This is a genomic window from Xanthobacter luteus (assembly GCF_040049235.1).
In the GTDB taxonomy this organism is placed as follows: Bacteria; Pseudomonadota; Alphaproteobacteria; order Rhizobiales; family Xanthobacteraceae; genus Xanthobacter.
This window is the reverse complement of the sequence record NZ_JBDZDO010000002.1, coordinates 494803-518326: the sequence shown is the minus strand read 5'-3', so window position 1 is coordinate 518326 and position 23524 is coordinate 494803. Positions and strand designations below refer to the sequence as shown.

The following is a 23524-nucleotide window of genomic DNA, read 5'->3' as shown; positions in this document are numbered from 1 at the left end:
CGGCTTGCAGCTAAGGCTTCGGCGCTGCGCGGCGGCGCGCGGCGAGCCCGGCGAGGCCACGCGGGGCGAACATGAGGAAGGCGATGATGAACAGCCCGAACAGGATCTGGTTAAGCGCGAACAGACTGACGATGCCGCCGTCGCCCGGGGTGAAGGACACCAAGGGCAGGTAAGGGCTCGCGAGCTTCACCGCCTGCGGCATGAGGGTCACGAACAGCGCGCCGAGGACCGAGCCCAGCACCGAACCGGTGCCGCCCACCACGATCATCGCGAGGTACTGCACGGCGAGCAGAAGGTCCCATTCGGTGGGCGCCGCATAGCGCACATAGCCGCCATAGAGCGCGCCGCCCGCCGCCGCCAGCATGCTCGAGACGACGAAAGCGAGGATCTTGGTGCGCGACACGCTGATGCCGATCACCGAGGCGGTCATCTCGCGGTCGCGGATCGCCATCAGCGCCCGCCCCGAGCGCGAGTTGAGGATGTTGAGCACGCACAGCCCGGCGCCGAGTGCGCAGAGCCAGATCAAGATGAACCAGCCCTGGTTTCGCGCGAGCGCGCTCCCGAACGCCGAAAGGGCCGAGAAATCGATCGGGCCGAGCTTGGCCGCGATGGCGATCGAGCGTCCGTTCGCCCCGCCCGTGAGCCACGGCATGTTCTGCCAAAGATGCAAGCCGATCAGCACCAGCCCGAGCGTCACGATGACGAGGTACTGGCCGCGCAGCCGCAAGGCGAAGGGCCCCACGAGACCACCGACGAGCCCGCCCATGAGCATGGCGGCGGCGAGCCACAGCGGCAGCGGCAGGCCGAGCTCCTGCCCCGCGAAGGCCGCCGCATAGCAGCCCACCCCCATGAAGAAGGGCTGGCCGAGCGAGACCTGGCCGGTATTGCCGGTGAGCAGGTTGAGCCCGATGGCCCCGACAGCGGCGATGCCGGCATAGTTCAGGATCGAGAGCCAGAAGTCGTTCACCACGAACGGCAGGATGAAGATCGCCCCGAGCGCGGCGGCGAGAGGACCCCAGCCGATGCTGGCGGGCGGCCGCGCGCGCCGGCTGGAGGCCGGCACCGGGACCGCCTGCGGCACTTCGGCAGCGGTCCCGGGCAGGTTCAAGGGCGCGTGCATCAACCCCTCCGCACGGCTTTGGTGCCGAACATGCCGTAGGGCCGCACCAGGAGGAACGCCGTCATCAGCAAATAGGGCATGACAAGGTGGAAGTTCTGGCCGAGGAACGGGGCGTGCTGGGCCACGTAGCTCGCGGTGAGCACCTCGGCGACGCCGATGGCGAGGCCGCCCACCACCGCGCCCACGGGGGAATCCATTCCGCCGAGGATGATGGCCGGGAAGGCGCGCAGCGCGATCAGGGAGAGCTCCGGGCTCAGCCCGCGAACCCCACCCGAGAGCATCACCCCGGCGAGCGCGGCGATGACCCCGGCGATGGCCCAGGCGAGGGCGAAGACGAGGCCGGGCGAGACGCCTTGCGCCATGGCCGCCTCCTGGTCCAGCGCCGAGGCGCGCATGGCGAGCCCCCAGCGCGAGCGGGCAAAGAACAGGTAGACAGCGAGCATCACGGCCGCGCCCACGCCGAGAGTCCACAGGTCCACTTCCAGAACCTGCACGCCGCCGACGCCGGCCATCCGCATGCCCCAGGGATCGCCGAGCGTCAGCAGGTCGTAGCCCCACACTGCGGCCGGCACCTGCTCGAGGATGATCAGCAGGCCCCAGGTGATCATGATGACCGCGAATACCGGCTTGCCGATCATCCGCCGCATGACCAGCCGCTCGATCAGCACGGCGACCAGCGCCGTGGCCGCTACCGCGAGCAGCACCGCGAGAGGGAACGGCAGGCCCAGCGCGTTGCGCAGCGCGTAGCAGAAGTAGGCGCCGCACAAGACGAGGCCACCCTGCGCGAAATTGAGCACGCCGGTCGACTTGTAGACCACCACGAAGCCCAGGGCGATGAGGGCATACATGGAGCCCAGCGACAGGCCGCCGGTGACAAGCTGGATGAGCTCGCTCATGCCGCTCTCCCGAGATAGGCTTCGATGACGCGCGGATCGTTCTGGATCTCGTGCGGGGTTCCGGTGGCCACGTGCTGGCCGAAATCGATGGCCATCAGCCGGTCGGATATGGTCATCACCATCCGCATGTCGTGCTCCACCAGCACCATGCCGGTGCCGTGGCTGCGGCGGACGTCGAGGATCGCCTCGCTGATGCGATGGGTCTCCTCGTGGTTCATGCCCGCCACCGGCTCGTCGAGCAGCAGCAGCTTCGGTTCCATGGCGAGCGCACGGGCGATCTCGATCAGCTTGCGCACGCCGTAGGGCAGGACGCCGATCGGGGTATCCGCCTCGCGCGCCAGGCCGAAGAGATCGAGAATGTCGACGACGCGCGCGCGGTTCTCCCGCTCTTCCCGCACCGTGGAGCGAAGCCGCAGCGCATTGCCGAGAAGCGAGGTGCCCATCAGGTGGTGGCGCCCGAGCAGCACATTCTCCATCACGGTGAGGTGCTCGAACAGGCCGAGATTCTGGAACGTGCGGGCGATGCCGAGGGCGGCGAGGTCCTTCGGCGGCAGGCCCACCAGATCACGGCCTTCGAGCCGGATGGCGCCTGCGGCCGGCCGGTAGAGGCCGCTCAAGCAGTTGAAGATGGTGGTCTTGCCGGCACCGTTCGGGCCGATGATGGAGAAGATCTCGCCCCCCTTCACGTCGAACGAGACGCCGGAGAGCGCCTTGACGCCGCCGAACGAGACGGACAGGTCGCGCACTTCCAGGAGGCTGGTCATCGCGGCGCCTCCCCGGAGGCGGCGGACATTTCCGCCTCCCGCGCTCCGACGATGCCGAGATAGAGCTCCCGGATCATCGGATCCTCCTTCAGGGCCGGCCCCGGACCCTCGAGCGCGATGCGCCCGCTCTCCAGGATGTAGCCGTAGTCGGCAAGGGAGAGCGCCATGTCGGCGTTCTGCTCCACCAGCATCACCGAGACGCCGCTCGCGGCGATCCGCCGGATCACCTCGCGGATCTGCGTGACGATGATGGGCGCGAGCCCGAGCGAGGGCTCGTCCAGCAGCAGCAGGCGCGGGCGCGCCATCATGGCGCGGCCGATGGCGAGCATCTGCTGCTGGCCGCCGGAGAGATAGCCGGCCGGCTGCGCGAAGCGCTCGCGCAGGATCGGGAACTCCTCCAGCACCTGCTCGAAGGTCCGCCTCGTCTCGCCGCCGTCGTGGCGGGTGAAGGCGCCCATGCGCAGGTTTTCTTCGACCGTGAGCTCGCCGAAGATGCGGCGCCCCTCCATCACCTGGGCGATGCCGCGCCGGACCAGCAGGGCGCCGCCGAGGCCGGTGATGTCGGCGCCGTCATAGGCGATCCGCCCGCGGGTGATCCGGCCGCGATGCCAGGAGAGCAGGCCCGATATGGCGCGAAGCACCGTGGTCTTGCCGGCGCCGTTGGCGCCCAGCAACGCGACGATGCCGCTTTCCGGCACCCTCAGGCTGACGCCGCGCAGCGCCAGGATGGAGCCGCCATAGACCGCCTCGACATCGTCGAGCGCGAGCAGGGGCGCAGAGTTGGATGCCGCCATGCCCTCCCCCTCAGCCGATGGTGAAGGGGTCGCGGGTGGCGCCGGACAATTCGACCCAGACCGTCTTGGTCTCGAGATATTCCTCGACCGCGCCGGCGCCGTTCTCGCGGCCGGAGCCGGACTGCTTGTAGCCGCCGAACGGGGCGTTGTAGGCCACCACCCGGTAGGCGTTCAGCCACACCGTTCCGGCGCGCACCGCGTTCGCCACCCGGTGGGCGCGCTGGATGTTGAGGCTCCAGATGCCGGCGGCGAGGCCGAACTCGGTGTCGTTGGCGATCGCGATCGCCTCCTCCTCGGTGTCGAAGGGGATCACCGAGAGTACCGGACCGAACACCTCCTCCCGCGCGATGGTCATGTCCGGCGTCACGTCCACGAGGACGGTGGGCGGCACGAACAGACCGCCCGGCCCCGCATCCGGCCCGCCGCAGGCAAGACGCGCGCCTTCGGCCACCGCGGCCCGGATCATGCCCGTGACCTTGGCGTACTGCTGGGGCGTCGCCACCGGCCCCATCTCGGTCTCCGGCATCCCTGGATCGCCGAGCCGGATGGTGCGCGCGCGCTCGATCACGCGGCCGAGCACGTCCTCCATGATCGCGCGCTGGATCACCAGCCGCGAGCCCGCCATGCAGGTCTGGCCGGAGGCGGCGAAGATGCCGGAGACGACGCCGTTGGCGGCGGCGGCCGGATCGCAGTCGTCGAACACGATGTTGGGAGACTTGCCGCCCAGCTCCAGCAGCACGCCGGTCAGGTTGTCCGCCGCCGTCTTGGCGATGGCCTTGCCGACGTCGGTGGAGCCGGTGAAGGCGATCTTGTCCACACGGCGGTCGGAAACCAGCGCCCGCCCGGCCGCCGGGCCGCCGGTGACGACGTTGTAGACGCCGGCGGGAAAGCCCGCCTCCTCCACCAGCCGGCCGAGCTCGATGGCGGAAACCGGCGTGTGCTCGGACGGCTTGACGACGAAGGTGCAGCCGGCGGCGAGCGCGGGGGCAAGCTTCCACGCCAGCAGCAGACCGGGCGAATTCCAAGGGGTGATGGCGGCCACCACACCCACCGGCTCCTTGCGGGTGAAGGCGGTGAAATTCGGCCGGTCGGACTGGAGCGTCGCCCCCTCGATCCGCTCGGGGGCACCGGCGAAGTAGAAGAACCAGTCCGGCATGTACCGCCATTGCGCTGTCATCTCGCGCAGCAGCTTGCCGTTGTCGCGGCTCTCCACGGCGGCGAGGCGATCGGCGTCGCGGGCGATCAGCTCGGCGAGCCGACGCAGCAGCGCCGCCCGTGAACGGGCGCTGGCGCGGCCCCATGGTCCATTGTCGAACGCGGCGCGCGCGGCGCCCACCGCAGCGGCCACGTCCTGCGCGCCCGCATCCGGCACCGTGGCCCAGGTTGCCCCGGCATAGGGATCGAGGCTGTCCATGCGCCGGCCGGAGGCGGCGCCGACCCAGCGTCCGTCGATCAGCATGTCATAGGCAATCGGCGCCTGAGGCGCGGGCCGATCCAGCATGGCGTTTCCTTTATTCTATTCATTAGAATTTTATTCTACATAATAGAAGCATCGCCGCGAACCAGAGTCAACCCTGCGCGGACGAGCCAAGGCGACGGCCAAGATGTCAGGCGGCTGGAATCCGAAGAACTCGCCGGTGGCGCGCAGCCCGCCCTCGGCGGAAGCGCTCCATGGAGGCCATCGGCAGGCCGGAAGGCCGATCGGGACAAGCTGACGCCAGCGGGGTTGGACGTCTTCACCTTCGATCAGGAAGCGCTCGCCTTCGCGCGGCGCACGATTTTGTCGCCAGAGTTCGACCCGATGCCCGCATCGTCATCGCGCCGGGGATGGCCGTGCGCGGGGCACCGGTTCTGCTGCTGCGGGCGGCGGGCCCAAAGCGTGGGCGCCTCGCCATCCGGCGGCCCGACGTTCCGAACGGGTGCCGCTTGGGCCATCCCAGCGTCAGGCGCCGGCAGGCGCGGCTCTGCCCGTGTCCCAAGCGCGCTGTCGCTGTGCCGCCCCCTCGCCCATGTCCATCAACGCCGCCAGGGCGGCGAACGTGGTGGCCGCCCTCACCGCCGCCGCCCTCAACGGCGGCACGCCGGGCCTAAGACAGGTCCGCGCCGAGGACGGCGGCAAGGGCAAGACCCCGATCTGGCTTTGGGAGGAGGCGGCGCGCCGACCCGTGTCGGTCGAACGCGCCGCCGGTCACGGCCGCGCCTCGAAGACCAGGTTGAAAGGGGTTTCGGCCACCCGCTTGAAACGGCGGAAGCCGGCCCTGCGAAACACCTCTGCGAGGCGCGCCTCGCCGGCCTGCGCGCCGAGCACATGGTGCCCGCCCTCCGAGATGGCGTGGGCGCAGCAGATGGTGGTGGAGGCTGCGTAATAGAGCCGGGCGATCGACGAGACGTTGTCCTCCAGGCTGTCATTGGCGAAGGGCTCCACCAGCATCACCCTCCCGCCGGGAGCGATGGCGCGGGCTGCGCGGGCCGCGGCGGCGACGGGATCGCCGAGATCGTGCAGGCAGTCGAACAGGCAGACCAGGTCGTAGCCTGCGGTCGGGAACGCGTCCGCCCGCGCCGTCTCGAACCTCACCCTGGCGCCCATCCCCGCTTCCTCAGCAAGCCGCCGTGCCTGCGCGATCGAGTCCGGATGGGCGTCGAAGCCGTGGAACTCGGAGCGCGGGAAGGCCTCTGCCATCAGCAGGGTCGAATGGCCGTGACCGCAGCCCACGTCGGCGACGCGGGCGCCGGCTTCGAGCTGGTCCACCATGCCGTCGAGGGCGGGCAGCCAATCGGCGACGAGGCTCGCCCGGTAGCAGTTGCGGTAGAGCGCCGAGACGCCGCAATAGAGCCGCCCGTCATGGTCGCCCCACGGCACGCCGGCGCCGGTGCGGAAGGCGTGCACCGCCTTCTCCACGTCCGCCCACATGGACGCGACCGTCAGCCAGCCGCTGGGGATGAAGGCCGGGCTGTCCTCGTCGGCAAGGACCATGGCCTGCTCCGCCGTCAATTCGTAGGTGCCGCTCACCGGATGGTAGCGCACATAGCCGCCGGCGACCTGCGAGCCCAGCCATTCGCGGACATAGCGCTCCGCGCAGCCGGCACGGGCTGCGAGTTCCTGCGGCGCCAGAGGCCCGGCTCCGGACATGGTCCGATAGAGGCCGAGGCGGTGGCCGAGGTGGACCATCACCCCGCCATAGCCGGCCGACAGGTCGCCGGTCGCGCGCGCCACGAAGGCGTCGCGTGTCGCGGCATCGATGATGGAATGGTGCTGGTGCATGGGGGGATCTCCGAGCTCGCTCCGTCGCGGAGCGCCGGGACATTCACCGCATCGGCCGCCCTGGGGCAGAGCCGTGCCAGCCACAATCGGGCCGATCGCGCCACGTGCCGTCGCTCTCCGCGCGATCGCGCGGCGCCCGGGCATTTTCCAGCCTGGGCCAAGCTCTTGAAGCCAAGATGCTCTAAACTGGGCGCAAGCCTTCCTCGGGAAAGCTCTGCCTCGGGAGACCGTCGCGCCGCCATGCCAGCCTCGCAGCCGATCCATGTGAGCCTCGTCGCGATACCGGAGGCTGTCGTCTCGACGCTCAGCGGCATCTTCGACGTCATGAACGCCTTCGCGATCCTGCCTGAGAGCGACGGGCTGCCGGCCGCTCCTCCGTTCAAGGTGGAGATCGTGGGGCTGTCGACCGGCCCCCTTGAGCTCGCGAGCGGCGTTCCAGTGAGCGTGCAGCGCGCGATCGCCGACGTGTCGCACACCGACATCGTCATCGTGCCGTCCGTGCTCCTCGGGGGGCAGGGCTGGCCGAAGGGGCGGCACCACCAGATCGTCGCCTGGCTCGGCGCGATGCACGAGCGTGGGGCGCTCCTGTGCTCGGCTTGCTCGGGCCTGTTCCTTCTGGCGGAGACGGGCCGGTTCGACGGGATGCCGGCCACCGTGCATTTTGGCTATGCGGACGCCTTCCGCGCCGCCTTTCCCCAGGTGCCGATTGCCGAGGAGAAGGTGCTGGTGGTCTCCGGATCGCGAGAGGAGCTGGTCACGTCGGGGGCGTCGATGACTTGGCACGATCTCGTGCTCTATCTCATAGCGCGTCATGCGGGCGCCACCACGGCGCAGGCGGTGGCACGCTTCTTCGCCCTGCAATGGCACCAGGAGGGGCTCGCGCCATTCATCGTCTTCGCCGGCCGCACCGACCATGGCGACAGCGCCGTGGCGGCGGCCCAGGCGTGGATCGCCAGGCACGCCGCAGTCGCCGAGCCGCTGGCCGAAATGGTACGTCACAGCGGCCTGTCGGAGCGGACATTCAAACGGCGCTTCCGTATTGCGACCGGCCTCAGCCCGGTCGCTTATGTCCAGCGGCTCCGCATTGAGGAGGCCAAGCGCCGCCTGGAGCGCACCGAAGCCTCGGTGGACGAGATCAGCTGGCTGGTGGGCTATGAAGAACCGGCATTCTTCCGCCGGCTCTTCCGGCGCCTTACCGGGCTCGCCCCTGGCGCCTACCGCAAGCGGTTCCGCATTCCTGACTTCGCCAGGGGGCGCAGCTAGGCCGCGATCGCCTCGTCTGGCACCATTTTCCCGATCCGGGCCGACAGCGCACCGAAGACCCCTCGGACGCCGGCAGCGCGGGCCCTCCAGGGGGCAAGCCCGGCAAAGCTGGGAAACATGCCGAAACCATTTGAAGCCTGGGCGTCCCGCTGCGGACACCATGGCCGCCACATTGGGCCGCGACCTCAGATCGATGACGGTGCAACGGCCCTGTGCAGGAGAAACCCATTTCCTTCCCGCGTTCCGGCGCCCGCGCCGGGCGGCGCCAAGCTGTGGCGCGCCGGGTTTTGGCCGGCGGCGCTTTGGCGCGGGCGCTCGCCGGGCTCATGAGCGTGCTCGCGCTCTCGGCCTGCGCCGTCGGGCCCGACTATGCGACGCCGGATCTGCCGCTGCCGGCCCATTGGAGCGGCGGCACGCAACCGGCGGCGGGCGCGCGCGCGCCGATCGCCCGCTGGTGGCGCCGGCTCGGCGACCCGGTGCTCGATGCCCTCATGGGCGCGGCCGTCGACGGCAGTCTCGACGTGGCCACCGCCAAGGCCAAAATACGGGCGGCGCGCGCCAGCTACCGCCAGCAGGTGGGCGCGCTGTTTCCTGAGCTCACCGGCACCGCCTCCGCCACCCGCGGCGACAATGGCGGGCGCATCGGCAGCGATGGCGACGTCACCGTCGGCGGCGGCTATGGCGAGTACCAGGCCGGCTTCGACGCCAGCTGGGAGATCGACCTGTTCGGCGCCAACCGGCGCGGCGTGGAGGCGGCGCGCTACGGCGCCGACGCGGCGGTGGACGACCTCGACGCCGCCTTGCTCACGTTGGTCGGCGACGTGGCGTCCAACTATCTCGACGCTCGTGGCTACCAGGCGCAGATCGCGCTCGCCCGCCGCACCGCGGCCTCCCAGCGCGCCACCGAGGCGCTGACCCGCCGCCGGCTCGAGGCCGGCGCCGCCACCGCCGTGGACACCGCCAACGCCACCGGACAGGCGGTGGGCACCGAGGCGGACATTCCCGAGCTCGAGGCGGCCTATGCCGCCAGCGTCAACCGGCTGTCGGTGCTGACCGGGCAGGCGCCGGGGGCGCTCGCCGGCGCGATGGCCAAGGCGCGGCCCGTGCCGGCGCCGGGCGCGGAGGCCCAGCGCGGCATTCCCGCCGACGTGCTGACGCGCCGCCCGGACGTGCGCGCCGCCGAGCGCCGGCTCGGCCAGTCCACCGCGCTGGTCGCCCAGGCGGAGGCGAACCGCTATCCCTCGGTCAGCCTCACCGGCACCATCAACGCCACCGGCGCGCAGCTCGGCGACCTCGCCCGCTCCTCGTCCATCAGCTGGTCGTTCGGCCCGACGCTCTCGGTGCCGATCTTCACCGGCGGCCAGCTCAAGGCGGCGGTGGAGCTGGCGGAGGCGGAGCGCGACCAGGCCTTCCTTTCCTTCAAGGCCGCGGTCCTGACCGCGCTCGAGGAGGTGGAGAACGCCGCCGTGGCGCTGGCCCGCCAGCGCACCAAGAGCGTGAAGCTCGCCGCCTCGGCGGCCGCCTATGGCGAGGCGGCGCGGCTTTCGCGCGCGCTCTACGAGGGCGGCGCGTCGAGCTTCCTCGACGTGCTCACCGCCGAGCGCGCGCGCTATGCGGCCGAGACCAGCCTGATCCAGAGCCGGGTGGCGACGGCCAAATACTACGTCGCCCTCAACAAGGCCCTCGGCGGCGGCTGGGACGGCGCGGTGGACACCGCGCGTCCCGAGGTGGTGGACCGCGACACCGGCCCGCGCTTCGCGCCGCTGCCCGTGGCGGCGACACAGTGACCGGACACGCGCCATGAACGCTTCCCCTCCCCTCGACCAGATCAGCACGGCGGCGCCGCGGCCGGCGGCCCGGCCGCGCCGGCGCGCGTACCTCTTTGGGCTCCTCGCGCTCGCCCTCGCCGCCGGCGTCTATGCCTATGTCCGGTCCGCGCCGACGCCCGCGACCACCCTCATGAGCGCGCCCGTGGTCCGCGGCGACGTGGAGGAGACGGTGCTCGCCAGCGGCACGCTGAAGCCCGCCAAGCTGGTGGCGGTGGGCTCCCAGGCGTCCGGCCGCATCACCGCCTTCAAGGTGAAGCTGGGCCAGACGGTGAAGACGGGCGATCTCGTGGCCGAGATCGAATCGGTCACCCAGGAGAACGCCTTGCGCACGGCGCAGGCGGCGCTCGCCAACGTGCGGGCCCAGAAGGCCGAAAAGGAGGCGACGCTGGTGCTCAACGAGCAGACGCTGGCGCGCCAGAGGACCATGGTGGCGCAGAAGGCGGTGTCCCAGGCCGATTTCGAGGAGGCCGAGGCGCAGGCCAAGGTCACCAAAGCCCAGCTCGCCGCCCTCGACGCCCAGATCATCGAGGCCGAGATCGCCGTGGAGACCGCGCGCGCCAATCTCGGTTACACCCGCATCACCGCCCCCATCGACGGCACCGTGCTCTCGCTCGTGGCCCAGGAGGGCCAGACGGTGAACGCGACGCAGACCGCGCCCACCATCGTCATCCTCGGCCAGCTCGACGTGATGACCGTGCGGGCCGAGATCTCGGAGGCGGACATCGTTGGCGTCGAGACCGGCCTGCCGCTCTGGTTCACCGTCGTCGGCGCCCCCGACGAGCGCTATGAGGGCAAGCTCGAATTCATCGAGCCGGCGCCGGAATCCATCAAGAGCGACAGCAGCTTCTCGAGCACGAGCAGCTCTTCTTCCTCCTCCTCGACCTCCTCCTCGTCCAGTTCCTCGTCGGCGGCGATCTACTATATCGGCGTGTTCGACGTGCCCAATCCCCGGCTCCGTCTGCGCACCTACATGACCGCCGAGGTGCACATCGTGCGCGGCCGCGCCGCCGGCGTGCTCACCGTGCCGACGACCGCGATCGAACGCGACGGGAGCGGCCCGTTTGTGCGGGTGCTGAGGTCCGACGGCTCCGTCGAGCGCCGCAAGGTCGAGGTGGGGCTCAACGACAAGGTCGCCGCCGAGATCCGCGCGGGGCTCGCGGAGGGCGAGCGCGTGGTGACGGGCGAAGCGGTCGCGGCCGGCGCCGGCCCCTCCGGCGGACCGCCGCCGCCCATGGGGTTCTGACCATGGGCGAGCCGCTGATCGAACTCCGAGGGGTGCGCCGCGAGTATCCCGCGGGCGAAGGCACCCTCTGCGTCCTCAAGGACATCGACCTCACCATCGCGCGCGGCGAGATGGTGGCCATCGTCGGCGCCTCGGGGTCCGGCAAGTCGACGCTCATGAACATCCTCGGCTGCCTCGACCGGCCGACGTCCGGCAGCTACCGGGTGGGCGGCCGGGAGACCGCCGCGCTCGACGCCGACGCGCTCGCGGCGCTGCGGCGCGAGCATTTCGGCTTCATCTTCCAGCGCTACCACCTGCTCGCGGAGCTCACCGCCCTCGGCAATGTGGAGATCCCGTCGATCTATGCCGGGGCGCCGGTCGCGGCGCGGCGGGCGCGCGCCGAAGCCCTGCTGGACCGCCTCGGCATGGCGGACCGCGCCGGCCACCGGCCGGGGCAGCTCTCGGGCGGCCAGCAGCAGCGCGTGTCGATCGCCCGCGCGCTCATGAACGGCGCCGACGTGATCCTCGCCGACGAGCCCACCGGGGCGCTCGACAGCCGCAGCGGGGCGCAGGTGCTGCGCATCCTCGACGAGCTCAACGCGGAGGGGCGCACCGTCATCATCGTCACCCACGACATGAAGGTGGCCGAGCGCGCCGGGCGCATCGTCGAGATCGCCGACGGCGAGATCGTCGCCGACCGGACCACCGCCGTCCGCCCGGGCGCCGCCGCGCCGACCGCCGCGCGCCTTGCCCCGGCGGGCGGGCTCGCCCGCTGGCGCGCCGGCGCCGACCGGCTCAAGGAGGCGTTGGCGATGGCGCTCCTCGCCATGAACGCGCACCGCCTGCGCACCTTCCTCACCATGCTCGGCATCATCATCGGCATCGCCTCGGTGGTGTGCGTGGTGGCGCTCGGGGAAGGCTCGCGCCGGCGCGTGCTCGCCAACATCTCGAGCCTCGGCACCAACACGCTGGAGATCTTCGCCGGCCGCAGCTTCGGCGACACCCGCTCGGGCCGCATCACCACCTTGGTGGCGGCCGACGCCGACGCTTTGGCGCGCCAGCATTACGTGGCCGCGGTGACGCCCACGGTCTCCACCCAGAGCACGGTGCGGTTCGGCGCGGTGGAGGCGAGCGCGCTGGTGAACGGCGTCGGCGTCGGCTATTTCGCGGCGCGCGGCACCCGGCTCGCGGCCGGGCGCTTCTTCGACGCCGCGAGCGTGAAGACGCGCGCCCTCGACGCGGTGATCGACGAGAACACCCGCAAGACCCTGTTCGGCACCGTGGCCGGCAGCCCGGTCGGCAAGGTGATCCTGGTGGGCGACGTGTTCTGCCGCGTGGTGGGCATCGCCGCACCGCAGCAGTCGGGCTTCGGATCGAGCCAGAACCTGTCCATCTATCTGCCCTACACGGCGGTGCAGACGCGCTTCCTCGGCACCCGCACGCTGCGCTCCATCACCGTCAAGGTGGCGGACGACGCACCCATGGCGGCGGCGGAGCGCGAGGTCGCCCGCTTCCTCGCTTTGCGCCACGGCCGCACCGACTTCTTCATCCTCAACACCGACGACATCCGCAGGACCATCACCTCCACCACCGAGACCATGACGGCGCTGATCGCCGCCATCGCCGTGATCTCGCTGGTGGTCGGCGGGATCGGGGTGATGAACATCATGCTGGTGTCGGTGTCGGAGCGGGTGGCGGAGATCGGCGTGCGCATGGCGGTGGGGGCGCGGCGCGCCGACATCCTGCACCAGTTCCTGATCGAGGCGGTGCTGGTGTGCCTGGCGGGCGGGGTCGCCGGCATCGCCCTCGCGCTCGCGGCGGGCGCGCTGCTCCAGGCCCTGGGCGCGAACTTCCAGCTGGTCTATTCCGCCACGTCCATGGTGGCGGCGGTGGCGTGCGCGAGCCTGATCGGCGTCCTGTTCGGCTACCTGCCGGCGCGCAACGCCTCGCGGCTCGATCCGGTGGCGGCGCTGTCGACCGCCTGAGCGCCGTCGCGGCCCGCCGTCCGGCCGGACGCGCGCCGGGTCAGGGCCGGCGCGCGCGGCGCCAGGCGGCGGGCGTGTCGCCGCAGATGCGCCGGAACATGCGGGTGAAGTGGGCCTGATCGGCGAACCCGGCGGTGAGTGCGATCTCGCGCAGCGGCATGTCGGACGTGGCCAGCAAATGCTGCACCCGGCGCATGCGCGCCTCCATGTGCCACTGGCTGGGCGGCATGCCGGTGGCGGCCTTGAAGGCGTGGCTGAAATAGGATTGCGACAGGTCGGTCAGGGCCGCCAGCTCCTCCAGCCGGATGTTGCGGAAGCTGTTGTCCTCCAGGAAGGCGGTGACCCGGCGCAGCTGGCGCGCCGACAAAGGCGAGCGCCTGGACGCCGGATTGCGGCCGAGCTGCAGCAGGTCGATGAACAGCGCGAGCACCAGCCCATCGCCATAAAGGTCGTGGCGCGCGTCCGGCCCCGTGCATTCGCGCGCGATCATGCAGGCGAGCGTGTGGATGCGCGCGTCGGTGAAGCCGAGCCGTGGCGTGCCGAGGCGCTCGGCGTCGAGCTCCTCGCCGATGCGCGCGGCGAGCGCCGGCACGTCGAAATGCAAATCCAGATGGCGCAGCTCGCCGGCCTCCTCCACCCGCGACCAGAGCGGCATGTCCGCCGGCACGAAGCTCATGTGCACCGGCGCGCTGGCGGCAATGTCCGGGCCGCGGGGGGACAGGCGAAGCTGGGTGTGGCCCTGCTCGCGCTCCAGGACGACGAACAGGCGCGCGTCCTGGGAGACGTAGCTGCCGCGCGCCCCGGCTTCGCAATGGACGTGCCAGACGTCGGCGACCACGCCGTTCCAGCTGCGCCAGCTGAGGCTGTCGATGAGCGTGATGCCCTCGATGGACGAGGTCATGCGCGGTCGAAACGCCATGGATCGAACCCCGCAGGGGCGGCGCGACCGCCGGCCCTGCCCGTTGCCGAATGGGTGCCCAAATTTAGAAAAGGTGCAAAGAGCAGCTTGCTGCGTGCTTTGGCTGGCCTGCCCTGCAATAAGAGGCCAAGAACCGTCAAACCGCAAGTGAAGCTGACAATCCGTGCTGAGATCCAGTTGGTATCAGGATCTGAAAGCCATGCTGACGATCGATTGCGTCAGTTTTTAAGTGTTCTCAACTAGCGACTTTCAGCACAGGTGAGAGAATGACTGCGAATTCCCGCATGCGAGCCCAGGCTATGTTGCTGTGTGGCGCGGCCGTCGGCGCGCTCGTCGCCGGGCCGGCGCTGGCGCAGCAGGCGGCCGTGCAACTGGAAGAGCTCAGGGTCGAGGGGAAGGACGACCCGTCGCCCACCGGACCGGTGGAGGGCTATGTCGCCGAGAACACCATCACCGGCTCGAAGACCGACACCCCCCTCATCGAGATCCCGCAGTCGGTCTCGGTGGTGACGCGCGACCAGATGGACGACCGGGCGGTGCAGAATGTCGGCCAGGCGCTCGACTATTCGGTCGGCGTGCTGGGCCAGCCGTTCGGCACCGATCCGCGCTTCGACGCCCCGCTCTTGCGCGGCTTCGACGCCGCCAACAGCCAGTATCTCAACGGCCTGAAGCTGATGCGCGAGCTCGGCGCGGTCTCCATCGAGCCCTACGGCCTCGAGCGCATCGACGTGCTGCTCGGCCCGGCCTCGGTGCTCTACGGCCAGGGCAATCCCGGCGGCCTCATCGACATGATCAGCAAGCGGCCCACCTTCACCAATTTCGGCGAGGTGCAGGGACAGATCGGCTCGTTCGACCGCTATGTGGGCGCGTTCGACATCGGCGGCGTGGTCGGCACCGATTTCGCCTACCGCCTCACCGGCCTCGCCCGCGATTCGGGCATGCAGACCGACTTCCTGAACGACAACCGCCTGTTCTTCGCCCCGGCGGTCACCTGGAAGGGTGCCGACACCTCGCTCACCATCCTCGCCAACGTGCAGTATGACGAGGTGGGCTCGCCGGTGGGCATGCCGGTGGAATACACCGTCGGCCCCTACCGCAATCTGCTCTCCACCAACCTGTTCGTCGGCGATCCCAGCTACGATTCCTCGAGCCGCACCCTGGCGAGCATCGGCTACGAGTTCCAGCACCGCTTCAACGACGTGTGGCAGGTGCGCCAGAACGGGCGCTATCTGAGCCTCGATTGGGACTACAGCAACCTCTATTACAGCAGCCTCAGCGCCACCAACCCGACGATCGCCAACCGCGGCTCCTCCAACAACAGCGAGAACCAGGGCACCTTCACCCTCGACACCCAGATCCAGGGCGATTTCCACACCGGGGCGCTCTCCCACAAGCTCTTGATGGGCCTCGACTACCGCCATTTCACCCAGGACGACCTGACCGAGTTCGGCCTCGCCCCGCCCATCAGCCTGCTGGCGCCGACCTATGGCCCGATCAATCCCGGCACGCCCTGGTACACCTCGGCGGTGAACGGCACGCTGTCCCAGACCGGCCTCTACGCCCAGGACCAGGTGCGCTACGGCAAGTGGCTGCTCACCGCCGGCCTCAGGCACGACTGGGCCAGCATCGATTCCACCACCGACACCAATTTCGGCGACACGGTCCAGGACCAGAACGACGCCGCCACCACCGGCCGCATCGGCCTCACCTATCTGTTCGCCAACGGCCTCGCGCCCTATGCGAGCTATTCCACCTCGTTCGAGCCGGTGATCGGCAACATGCCGGCCGTGCTCGGCGGCGCCGCCTTCAAGCCGACCACCGGCGAACAGTACGAACTGGGCGTGAAGTACCAGCCGGTGGGCTGGAACGCCTTCTTCACCGCCGCTTTGTACGACATCCGCCAGCAGAACGTGCTCTCGAACGAGCTGATCGGCGGCATCAACTACCAGACCCAGATCGGCGCGGTGGAGGTGAAGGGCCTCGAGCTCAGCGCCACCATGAGCCTGTCGGAAGGCTGGCGCGTGCTCGCCAACTACACCTACATGAACGCCGAGATCACCGAAGGCGAATATGCCGGCAACCGGCCCGCCAACGTGCCCGACAACATGGCCAATGTCTGGCTCCAATACACCTTCAAGAGCGGCACGCTGAGCGGGCTCGGCATCGCCGGCGGCGTGCGCTACGTGGGTTCGCGCTACGCGCTCGACGACAATTCCATCTTCCTCGACGCCAACACCCTGTTCGACGCCGCTTTGTCCTACGAGAAGGGCCCCTACAAGGCGCAGATCAACGTGAACAACATCGCCAACGAGACCTACGTCGCCAGTTGCGGCTTCTTCGGCTGCTATTACGGCAACGGCCGCACCGTGGTCGGCCAGCTCAGCTACCGATGGTAGCGGCCGCCGAAGCGGCGCTGTGGCGGCTCGACGGGGTCGGCGTCGACGCCGGCGGCCGGCAGATCCTTGAGCCGCTGACGCTGACGCTGGACGCCGGCAAGGTCTACGGGCTCATCGGACCGAACGGCTCCGGCAAGAGCACGCTCATGAAGGTGCTCGCGCGCCAGCTGGCGCCGAGCGCCGGCGCGGCCCGCTTCGAGGGGGTGGAGCTGGCGCGCTGGCGCGGCCGCGCCTTCGCCCGCAAGGTCGCCTACATGCCCCAGGCGACGCCGTCGACCGACGGCATGAGCGTGCGCGAGCTGGTGGCGCTCGGCCGCTATCCCTGGCACGGCGCACTCGGGCGCTTCGGCGCCGCCGACGCGGCGGCGGTGGCGGCGGCGATCCGGCGCACCGGGCTCGAGCGGCTCGAGGACCGGCAGGTGGACACCCTCTCCGGCGGCGAGCGCCAGCGCGCCTGGCTCGCTTTGATGCTGGCGCAGCTGAAGCAGGAGGGCGGCGGCCCGCGCTGCCTGCTGCTCGACGAACCCACCTCCGCCCTCGACGTGGCGCACCAGATGGAGGTGCTCGCCATCGTGCGCGCGCTCGCCGGTGAGGGAGCCGGCATGACCGTGATCGTGGTGCTGCACGACATCAACCTTGCCGCCCGCATCTGCGACCGGCTGGTGGCGCTGCGCGCCGGCCGGCTCCAGGCCGAGGGGCCGGCGCCCGAGATGATGCGGCCCGACACCCTGCGGGCGATCTACGACGTCGACATGGGCATCGTGCCCCACCCCGTGAGCGGTGAGCCCATGGGGTTCGTGCTGTGAGGCGCCTGTCGCGCCGGGCGGTTCTCGCCGCCGCCGCGGCGCTGCTCGCCGCCCGCCCGGCCGGGGCCGCGGCGCCGCGCGTCGCGACCCTCGACTGGGCGCTCCTCGAAACCCTGCTCGCCATGGACGTGACCCCGGTGGCGGCGGCCGAGCTGGTGCTGTTCGCGCGGGTGGCGGTCGAGCCGCCGGTACCGGCGAACGTCGTCGACCTCGGGCTGCGCGGCATGCCCAATTTCGAGGCCCTGCGCCGCGCCGCGCCGGACCTGATCTTCAACTCGGCCTATTATGTCGCCTCCGAGCCCAAGCTGCGCCTGATCGCGCCGGTGGAGACCCTCTCCATCTATGCGCGCGGCGAGCCGCCGTTCGCGCGCGCCGCCGACGCTGCAGCGCGGGTCGCCGCGGCGACCGGCCGGCCCGACGCCGCCGCCGCCCTGATCACCGCGACCGAGGACACGCTCGCCGGCTGCCGCGCCGCGCTCGCCGGCCGGCCGGCGCGCCCGCTGCTGGTCATCAATCTCGGCGACGCCCGCCATTTCCGGGTGTTCGGCCGCGACAGCATGTTCGGCGAGGTGCTGGCCCGCCTCGGCCTCGCCAATGCCTGGACCGCCGCCACCTCCTATGCCGCCTCCGCCCCGGTGGGGCTGGAGGCGCTGGCGCGCTTCGCCGACGCCGAGCTGGTGATCCTGCCGCCGGTGCCGCCCGACGCGCGCCGCATCCTGCCGCAGAGCGCCATCTGGCGCGCGCTGCCGAGCGTGCGCGAGCAGCGGGTGGTGGTGCTCGGCTCCATGAACCCGTTCGGCGGCCTGCCCACCGCCATGCGCTTTTCCCGGCTGCTGACGCAGGCGCTCACCCATCCCGCGGAGGCGCGCTTTGGCTGACGTGACGCTGCCGCGGGAGGGCTCCGGTCCGCGCCTGTCCGTGTGGTTCGCCCTCGGCGCGCTGGCGCTGGCGCTGTTCGCGGTCGGCGTGCTGCGCCGACCGGAGATCGCCGGCGACCCGGAGACCGTGCGCCGGCTTAACGCCGCCTTGCTGTGGCAGAGCCTGCTGCCGCGCGCCGCCACCGCTTTGCTGGCGGGCGCGGCCCTGGGCCTGGCGGGCGCGCTGCTGCAGCGGCTGCTGCGCAACCCCATCGCCGATCCCTCCACCATCGGCATCGCCTCCGGCGCGCAGCTGGCGCTGACGCTTTCGCTCGCCTTCGCCCCCGGCCTGCTCGCCGTCTCCCGCGAGGCGGTCGCCTTCGCCGGCGGCGCGGGCGCGGTGGCGCTGGTCCTGGCGCTCGCCTGGCGGCGCGGGCTCGATCCCGTCACCGTGGTGGTGGCGGGCATGACGGTGGCGCTGATGGCGGCGGCGGCGAGCGCCGCGGTGGTGCTGGCGCGCGGCGAATACGTGCTCTCGGTCTATATCTGGGGCGCGGGATCGCTGCACCAGCAGAACTGGAACAGCGCCGTCACCATCGGCATCCGGCTGGCGCTCGGCGGCGCGGCGGCGGTGCTGCTGCTGCGGCCGCTCGCGATGCTGGCGCTCGACGATCAGGGCGCCCGCAGCCTCGGCGTGGCGCTGCCCGCCGTGCGCGCTTTGGTGATCGGCCTCGCGGTGTGGCTGGCGGCGAGCGTGATCGCCGAGGTGGGCCTCATCGGCTTCGTCGGTCTTGCGGCGCCCGCGTTCGCGCGGCTCTCCGGCGCCCGCACCCCGGCCGAGATGCTGTGGCGCGCGCCGCTCATCGGCGCTTTGCTGCTGAGCCTCGCCGACGGGCTGGTGCTCGCCACCGCGACCGGCTCGGGCGACCTCGTGCCCACCGGCGCCATGGTGGGCCTGCTGGGCGGGCCGCTGCTGCTGTGGCTGCTGCCGAAGGTGCGGCCGACCACGCCCCCCGCCCCGCGCGCCGGCGCGGTGCGGCGCCGCGCGCGGCCCGGCCGCGCAATGGCCTTCGTCGCCGGCGGCGCGCTGCTCCTCGCCGGACTGGCGCTGACGCTCGGACCGGGACCGGACGGCTGGTCGCTCGCCACCGGCGCGCTGTTCGCCGACCTCTTGCCGTTCCGCGCCCCGCGGGTCGCGGCGGCGGCCTGCGCGGGGGCCCTCCTGGGCGCCGCCGGGGCGCTGATGCAGCGCCTCACCGGCAACCCGCTCGCCGGCCCCGAAGTGCTGGGGGTCGGCGCCGGCGCGGGGGTGGGCATCGCCGCCGCCCTCATCCTCTTCGACATGCCCGGCCGGGGCACGCAGATGGCGGCGAGCGCCCTCGGCGCGCTTATCGCCATGGCCTTCATCCTCGCCATGGGATTGCGCACCGCCTTCGGGCCGGAGCGCATGCTGCTCGCCGGCGTCGCGCTCGGCGCCACCTGCCTCGCCATCCTCTCCGCGGTGTTCGCGGCCGGCGGCTGGAACACCTTCCTGCTGCTCACCTGGATGTCGGGCTCCACCGACCGGGTGGACGCGCCCGAGGCGCTCGTGCTGGCGCTCGCGACGCTGATCCTGCTCATGCCGCTGCCCTGGCTCGGGCGCTGGATCGCCATCCTGCCGCTCGGCGCGCCGGTGAGCGCGAGCCTCGGCGTGCCGGTGGCGGCGAGCCGGCTCGCGCTCGCGCTGCTCGCCGCCCTCATGACGGCGGTCGCCGCCTTCTTCGTCGGCCCGCTCAGCCTCGTCGGGCTGCTGGCGCCGCATCTGGCGCTGCGCCTCGGGCTTGCCGGGGCGCGTCTGTTCCCCTTCGCCGCCGCGCTGCTGGGCGCCGGCCTGCTGGTGCTCGCCGATTTCCTCGGGCGCACGCTCGCTTATCCCTATCAGATCCCGGTCGGCTTCTTCGCCGCTTTGGTGGGCGGGCCGTATCTGATCTGGCTGCTCCAGCGCCGGAGCGAACGCCATGGCTGAGCTCATGGAGGCCGAGGCCCGCGTGCCCCTCACCGATCCCGAGGCCGCGCTCGCCGCCCTCGCCGATCGCTTCGCCGGCGACGCCGAGGTGGTGCGCACGGCGGCCGGCGCCGTGGTGGCGAGCCCGCGCTTCGGCCGGCTGTCGCTGGCGACCAAAAGCGGCGTGCTGGTGATCGCCTGCGCCTGCCCGACCGCGAGCGCGCTCGCTTACGCCAAGATGGCGACCGCCGACGCGCTCGCGCGCATCCCCGGCGCGGCCCCCGCTTTCGCCTGGACCGGGGCCGGCGCCGGCGGCGGCGCGCCGGCCTTCTTCCGCGAGCTCGCGGTGGTGCGCGCGCATCCGGTGACGCCGCGCATGCGCCGGGTGGTGCTGGCGGGTGACGCCGCCCATTTCGACGCCGCAGCGCTCCATGTCCGGGTGCTGATCCCGCCGCCAGGGCGCGCGCCGGTGTGGCCGCGCGCGGACGCCATGGGCCGCCTGGTCTGGCCGCAGGGCGCGGATGCTTTGGTGCCGCGCGTCTACACGGTTCGCGCCGTGGACCGCGCGCGCGGCGAGATCGCCATCGACGTCGCCTTGCACGACGGCGCGGCGACGCCCGGCGCCGACTGGGCGCGCAACGCCCGGCCGGGCGCGCGGGTCGGCCTGCTCGGTCCGGGCGGCGCGCCGTTCGTGCCGGCGGCCGTCAACCTGTTCGCCGGGGACGAGACCGCCTTGCCCGCCATCGCCCGGATGCTCGAGGCCCTGCCGGCCCGGATCGGCACCGTCCGCGTGGAAGCGCGCTGCGTGATCGAGGTTGCCGACGCGGCCGAGGAGCAGCCCTTGCGCTCGCCGGCCGCGCTCGCGGTCCGCTGGCTCCACCGCGGCGGCGCCCCGGCCGGGACCACGGACCTGATCGAGGCGGGGCTGCGCGGCGAGGCCTTCCCCACCGACCGCAGCAAGATGAAGGTCTTCGCCGGCTGCGAGCAGGCGCTCGCGCGGCGCCTGCGCACCCACCTGCTCCAGGACCGCGGCCTGCACAAGAGCCAGATCGCCGTCGCCGCCTACTGGCGCCGTGGCCATGAAGGCGTAGATATCAGCGATTGACAGCGAGCCCTTTCAGAGCCAGCCATGCTACGCCAGTTCTTTTCTTATTATGCGCCTTACAAAGGCTTGTTCCTGCTGGATTTTTCCTGCGCGATCCTGGCCGGGCTGCTGGAGCTCGGCTTCCCCATCGCGGTCAAGGCGTTCGTCGACCATCTGCTGCCGGCGCAGGACTGGAGCCTGATCCTGCTCGCCTCGCTCGGCCTGCTCGTGATCTACCTGGTGAACACCGGCCTGATGGCGGTGGTGACCTATTGGGGCCACATGCTCGGCATCAACATCGAGACCGAGATGCGCCGACGCGCCTTCGACCACGTGCAGAAGCTCAGCTTCTCCTTCTTCGACAACCACAAGACCGGGCACCTGGTGGCGCGCCTCACCAAGAATCTCGAGGAGGTGGGCGAGATCGCCCATCACGGGCCCGAGGACGTGTTCCTGGCGGTGATGACCTTCATCGGCGCCTTCCTGCTGATGCTGTGGGTGAACGTGCCGCTCGCGCTGATCACCGGCGCGATCGTGCCGGCGGTGGCGTTCGCGACCACCCATTACGGGCGCGCCATGACCGAGAACTTCCGCGCCTTGTTCGGCCGCGTCGGCGCCTTCAACGCCCGGATCGAGGAGAATGTGGGCGGCATAAGGGTAGTCCAGGCGTTCGCCAACGAGGACCATGAGCGGGCCTTGTTCGCCCTCGACAACGGCCGCTATCGCGAGACCAAGCTCGCCGCCTACCGGCTGATGGCCGCCAACATGTCGCTCGGCTATGTGGGCATGCGCCTCACCCAGCTGGCGGTGATGCTGGCGGGCACCTGGTTCGTGATCCACGGCGAGCTCACCAATGGCGGCTTCGTCGGCTTCCTGCTGCTGGTCGCGGTGTTCTTCCGGCCGCTGGAGAAGATCGCGGCGGTGGTGGAAATCTATCCCAAGGGGATCGCCGGCTTCCGCTCCTATCTCGAATTCCTCGCCACCGAGCCCGACATCACCGACCGGCCCGGCGCCCTGGTGCTGGACAAGGTGCGCGGCGCGGTGCGCTACGCGGACGTGGGCTTCGGCTACACGGCGGAAAAACCGGTGCTGCGCGGCCTGTCGCTGTCCATCGCCCCAGGGGAAACGGTGGCCTTCGTCGGCCCTTCCGGCGCCGGCAAGACCACCATCTGCGCCCTGCTGCCGCGCTTCTACGAGGTCGGCGCCGGGCGCATCACCATCGACGGGCACGACATCCGCGACGTGACGCTCGCCTCGCTCCGGCGCGCCATCGGCATCGTCCAGCAGGACGTGTTCCTGTTCGCCGGAACCATCAGGGACAACATCGCCTATGGCCGGCTCGGCGCCTCCGACGCCGAGATCCTGGACGCCGCGCGGAAGGCACGCCTCGATGACATGATCGCCGGCCTGCCGCTCGGCCTCGACACGGCGGTGGGCGAGCGCGGCGTGAAGCTGTCCGGCGGGCAGAAGCAGCGCCTCGCCATCGCCCGGATGTTCCTCAAGGACCCGCCGATCCTGATCCTCGACGAGGCCACCTCCGCGCTCGACAGCGAGACCGAGCGCGAGATCCAGCTGGCGCTGGCCGCGCTGTCGCGCGGCCGCACCACTTTGGTGATCGCCCACCGCCTGTCGACGGTGCGCAACGCCGACCGCATCATCGTCGTGACGCGCGAGGGTGTGAGCGAGGAAGGCGCCCATGACGAGCTGCTGGAGGCCGGCGGCCTCTATTCGCGCCTGGTGCGGACCCAGTCGGCCCTGTGAGGCGCCGGCCCGCGCGGCGCGCCGGGCCGGCGCCTTCTCAGTGCTTGTGGCCGCTGGCGCCGGCGCCCACCGCCTCGACCTTGTACTGGACCTTCACCGTGCCCGCCTTCTCGAAGGTCAGCGTGCCGTCGACCAGCGTGCCCTCCTTGAGCGGCTGCTTCAGGTCCATGAACATGATGTGGTAGCCGCCCGGCTTGAACGCGACGGTGCCCCCGGCGGGAATCGCCAGGCCGTCGGCCAGCGGACGCATGGTCATGACGCCATCCTTCATCGCCATCTCGTGGATCTCGACCCGGCCCGCGAACGGCGCCGTGGCGGACACCAGCCGGTCCGCGGCGCCGGCATTCTTGAGCACCAGATAGCCCGCGGCGACCTTGGCGCCGCCCGGCGTCGCGCGGGACCAGGGATGCTCGATCTCGATGCTGCCGGCCTTGAACTCGTGCGCCGTCGCCATGGGCGCGGCGAGCGCCGCCGCCCCCACCGCGGCGGCGGCCGCAACCATGAGACCACGCCGGGATACGAAGACCTTGAACATGGGACACTCCTTCAGTGGACGCTCCTCGCCAGACGTCGGCGGAGCAG

At 71.2% G+C, this 23524-nt stretch carries 18 protein-coding genes; 10 read left to right on the top strand and 8 right to left on the bottom strand.

Annotated elements, in window-relative coordinates:
- Positions 1-10: 10 nt before the first annotated feature.
- The 6 genes from ABLE88_RS10910 to ABLE88_RS10885 all read right to left on the bottom strand — a co-directional run bounded on the left by ABLE88_RS10910 (position 11) and on the right by ABLE88_RS10885 (position 6836).
- Positions 11-1120: a branched-chain amino acid ABC transporter permease gene (locus ABLE88_RS10910; RefSeq protein WP_348831611.1), complete on the bottom strand. Its 1110-nt coding sequence runs from the start codon at positions 1118-1120 to the stop codon at positions 11-13.
- Entirely contained in the window at positions 1120-2016 is an 897-nt protein-coding gene (locus tag ABLE88_RS10905; RefSeq protein ID WP_348831610.1) for a branched-chain amino acid ABC transporter permease, read from the bottom strand. Before ABLE88_RS10905 ends, ABLE88_RS10910 begins: the two co-directional genes overlap by 1 nt.
- Positions 2013-2780 (bottom strand): ABC transporter ATP-binding protein, encoded by a 768-nt coding sequence (locus ABLE88_RS10900; protein WP_348831609.1) that lies wholly within the window; start codon positions 2778-2780, stop codon positions 2013-2015. Before ABLE88_RS10900 ends, ABLE88_RS10905 begins: the two co-directional genes overlap by 4 nt.
- A complete protein-coding gene (locus tag ABLE88_RS10895; protein WP_348831607.1) occupies positions 2777-3574 on the bottom strand; it encodes an ABC transporter ATP-binding protein in 798 nt (265 codons plus the stop codon). The genes ABLE88_RS10900 and ABLE88_RS10895 overlap by 4 nt, the downstream gene beginning before the upstream one ends.
- 10 nt (positions 3575-3584) lie before the next feature.
- Positions 3585-5075 carry an aldehyde dehydrogenase gene (locus ABLE88_RS10890; protein ID WP_348831605.1) on the bottom strand — a complete coding sequence of 497 codons (1491 nt, stop codon included), beginning with the start codon at positions 5073-5075 and terminating at the stop codon, positions 3585-3587.
- Between the two features lie 687 nt (positions 5076-5762).
- Complete coding sequence (locus ABLE88_RS10885) at positions 5763-6836, bottom strand: class I SAM-dependent methyltransferase (RefSeq protein ID WP_348831603.1); 1074 nt, start codon at positions 6834-6836, stop codon at positions 5763-5765.
- A 240-nt stretch (positions 6837-7076) separates the two neighbouring features.
- Here ABLE88_RS10885 and ABLE88_RS10880 point away from each other — a divergent pair, with 240 nt between their 5' ends.
- The 4 genes from ABLE88_RS10880 (at position 7077) to ABLE88_RS10865 (ending at position 13135) form a co-directional block, all read left to right on the top strand.
- A complete protein-coding gene (locus ABLE88_RS10880) occupies positions 7077-8099 on the top strand; it encodes a GlxA family transcriptional regulator (protein WP_348831601.1) in 1023 nt (340 codons plus the stop codon).
- 272 nt (positions 8100-8371) lie between these two features.
- Positions 8372-9886, top strand: a complete 1515-nt coding sequence (locus ABLE88_RS10875) for an efflux transporter outer membrane subunit (protein WP_348831599.1) — start codon at positions 8372-8374, stop codon at positions 9884-9886.
- Positions 9887-9899: 13 nt separating this feature from the next.
- Positions 9900-11171, top strand: coding sequence for an efflux RND transporter periplasmic adaptor subunit (locus ABLE88_RS10870; RefSeq protein ID WP_348831598.1), 1272 nt, complete (start codon positions 9900-9902; stop codon positions 11169-11171).
- A gap of 2 nt (positions 11172-11173) precedes the next feature.
- A complete protein-coding gene (locus ABLE88_RS10865) occupies positions 11174-13135 on the top strand; it encodes a MacB family efflux pump subunit (RefSeq protein WP_348831596.1) in 1962 nt (653 codons plus the stop codon).
- A gap of 40 nt (positions 13136-13175) precedes the next feature.
- Here ABLE88_RS10865 and ABLE88_RS10860 read toward each other — a convergent pair whose 3' ends face one another.
- Positions 13176-14054 (bottom strand): helix-turn-helix domain-containing protein, encoded by an 879-nt coding sequence (locus ABLE88_RS10860; protein ID WP_348831595.1) that lies wholly within the window; start codon positions 14052-14054, stop codon positions 13176-13178.
- Positions 14055-14338: 284 nt separating this feature from the next.
- Here ABLE88_RS10860 and ABLE88_RS10855 point away from each other — a divergent pair, with 284 nt between their 5' ends.
- Genes ABLE88_RS10855 through ABLE88_RS10830 form a run of 6 tightly spaced genes read left to right on the top strand, consistent with a single transcriptional unit; the run spans position 14339 to position 22942 of the window.
- Positions 14339-16450: a TonB-dependent siderophore receptor gene (locus ABLE88_RS10855; RefSeq protein ID WP_348831594.1), complete on the top strand. Its 2112-nt coding sequence runs from the start codon at positions 14339-14341 to the stop codon at positions 16448-16450.
- A complete protein-coding gene (locus tag ABLE88_RS10850; RefSeq protein WP_348831593.1) occupies positions 16444-17256 on the top strand; it encodes an ABC transporter ATP-binding protein in 813 nt (270 codons plus the stop codon). The genes ABLE88_RS10855 and ABLE88_RS10850 overlap by 7 nt, the downstream gene beginning before the upstream one ends.
- Positions 17253-18134, top strand: a complete 882-nt coding sequence (locus ABLE88_RS10845) for an ABC transporter substrate-binding protein (protein WP_348831592.1) — start codon at positions 17253-17255, stop codon at positions 18132-18134. The genes ABLE88_RS10850 and ABLE88_RS10845 overlap by 4 nt, the downstream gene beginning before the upstream one ends.
- A gap of 1 nt (position 18135) precedes the next feature.
- Positions 18136-20118 (top strand): Fe(3+)-hydroxamate ABC transporter permease FhuB, encoded by a 1983-nt coding sequence (gene fhuB / locus ABLE88_RS10840; protein ID WP_348831663.1) that lies wholly within the window; start codon positions 18136-18138, stop codon positions 20116-20118.
- Positions 20111-21202 (top strand): siderophore-interacting protein, encoded by a 1092-nt coding sequence (locus ABLE88_RS10835; RefSeq protein ID WP_348831591.1) that lies wholly within the window; start codon positions 20111-20113, stop codon positions 21200-21202. Before fhuB ends, ABLE88_RS10835 begins: the two co-directional genes overlap by 8 nt.
- A gap of 24 nt (positions 21203-21226) precedes the next feature.
- The gene (locus ABLE88_RS10830) at positions 21227-22942 is read left to right on the top strand and encodes an ABC transporter ATP-binding protein (protein WP_348831590.1); all 1716 of its coding nucleotides are present in this window, start codon (positions 21227-21229) and stop codon (positions 22940-22942) included.
- Positions 22943-22979: 37 nt separating this feature from the next.
- Here ABLE88_RS10830 and ABLE88_RS10825 read toward each other — a convergent pair whose 3' ends face one another.
- On the bottom strand, positions 22980-23477 hold the full coding sequence (locus ABLE88_RS10825) for a copper chaperone PCu(A)C (protein WP_510182886.1): 498 nt from the start codon (positions 23475-23477) through the stop codon (positions 22980-22982).
- Between the last annotated feature and the right edge of the window lie 47 nt (positions 23478-23524).

Excerpts from the sequence above, each read along its gene's own strand:
- ABLE88_RS10900 (WP_348831609.1), bottom strand. The coding sequence starts at position 2,780 with ATGACCAGCCTCCTGGAAGTGCGCGACCTGTCCGTCTCGTTCGGCGGC.
- ABLE88_RS10855 (WP_348831594.1), top strand. The coding sequence starts at position 14,339 with ATGCGAGCCCAGGCTATGTTGCTGTGTGGCGCGGCCGTCGGCGCGCTC.
- ABLE88_RS10825 (WP_510182886.1), bottom strand. The coding sequence starts at position 23,477 with ATGTTCAAGGTCTTCGTATCCCGGCGTGGTCTCATGGTTGCGGCCGCC.
- ABLE88_RS10835 (WP_348831591.1), top strand. The coding sequence starts at position 20,111 with ATGGCTGAGCTCATGGAGGCCGAGGCCCGCGTGCCCCTCACCGATCCC.
- ABLE88_RS10880 (WP_348831601.1), top strand. The coding sequence starts at position 7,077 with ATGCCAGCCTCGCAGCCGATCCATGTGAGCCTCGTCGCGATACCGGAG.
- ABLE88_RS10830 (WP_348831590.1), top strand. The coding sequence starts at position 21,227 with ATGCTACGCCAGTTCTTTTCTTATTATGCGCCTTACAAAGGCTTGTTC.
- ABLE88_RS10890 (WP_348831605.1), bottom strand. The coding sequence starts at position 5,075 with ATGCTGGATCGGCCCGCGCCTCAGGCGCCGATTGCCTATGACATGCTG.
- ABLE88_RS10910 (WP_348831611.1), bottom strand. The coding sequence starts at position 1,120 with ATGCACGCGCCCTTGAACCTGCCCGGGACCGCTGCCGAAGTGCCGCAG.
- ABLE88_RS10870 (WP_348831598.1), top strand. The coding sequence starts at position 9,900 with ATGAACGCTTCCCCTCCCCTCGACCAGATCAGCACGGCGGCGCCGCGG.
- ABLE88_RS10865 (WP_348831596.1), top strand. The coding sequence starts at position 11,174 with ATGGGCGAGCCGCTGATCGAACTCCGAGGGGTGCGCCGCGAGTATCCC.
- ABLE88_RS10860 (WP_348831595.1), bottom strand. The coding sequence starts at position 14,054 with ATGGCGTTTCGACCGCGCATGACCTCGTCCATCGAGGGCATCACGCTC.
- ABLE88_RS10895 (WP_348831607.1), bottom strand. The coding sequence starts at position 3,574 with ATGGCGGCATCCAACTCTGCGCCCCTGCTCGCGCTCGACGATGTCGAG.
- ABLE88_RS10850 (WP_348831593.1), top strand. The coding sequence starts at position 16,444 with ATGGTAGCGGCCGCCGAAGCGGCGCTGTGGCGGCTCGACGGGGTCGGC.
- ABLE88_RS10905 (WP_348831610.1), bottom strand. The coding sequence starts at position 2,016 with ATGAGCGAGCTCATCCAGCTTGTCACCGGCGGCCTGTCGCTGGGCTCC.
- ABLE88_RS10885 (WP_348831603.1), bottom strand. The coding sequence starts at position 6,836 with ATGCACCAGCACCATTCCATCATCGATGCCGCGACACGCGACGCCTTC.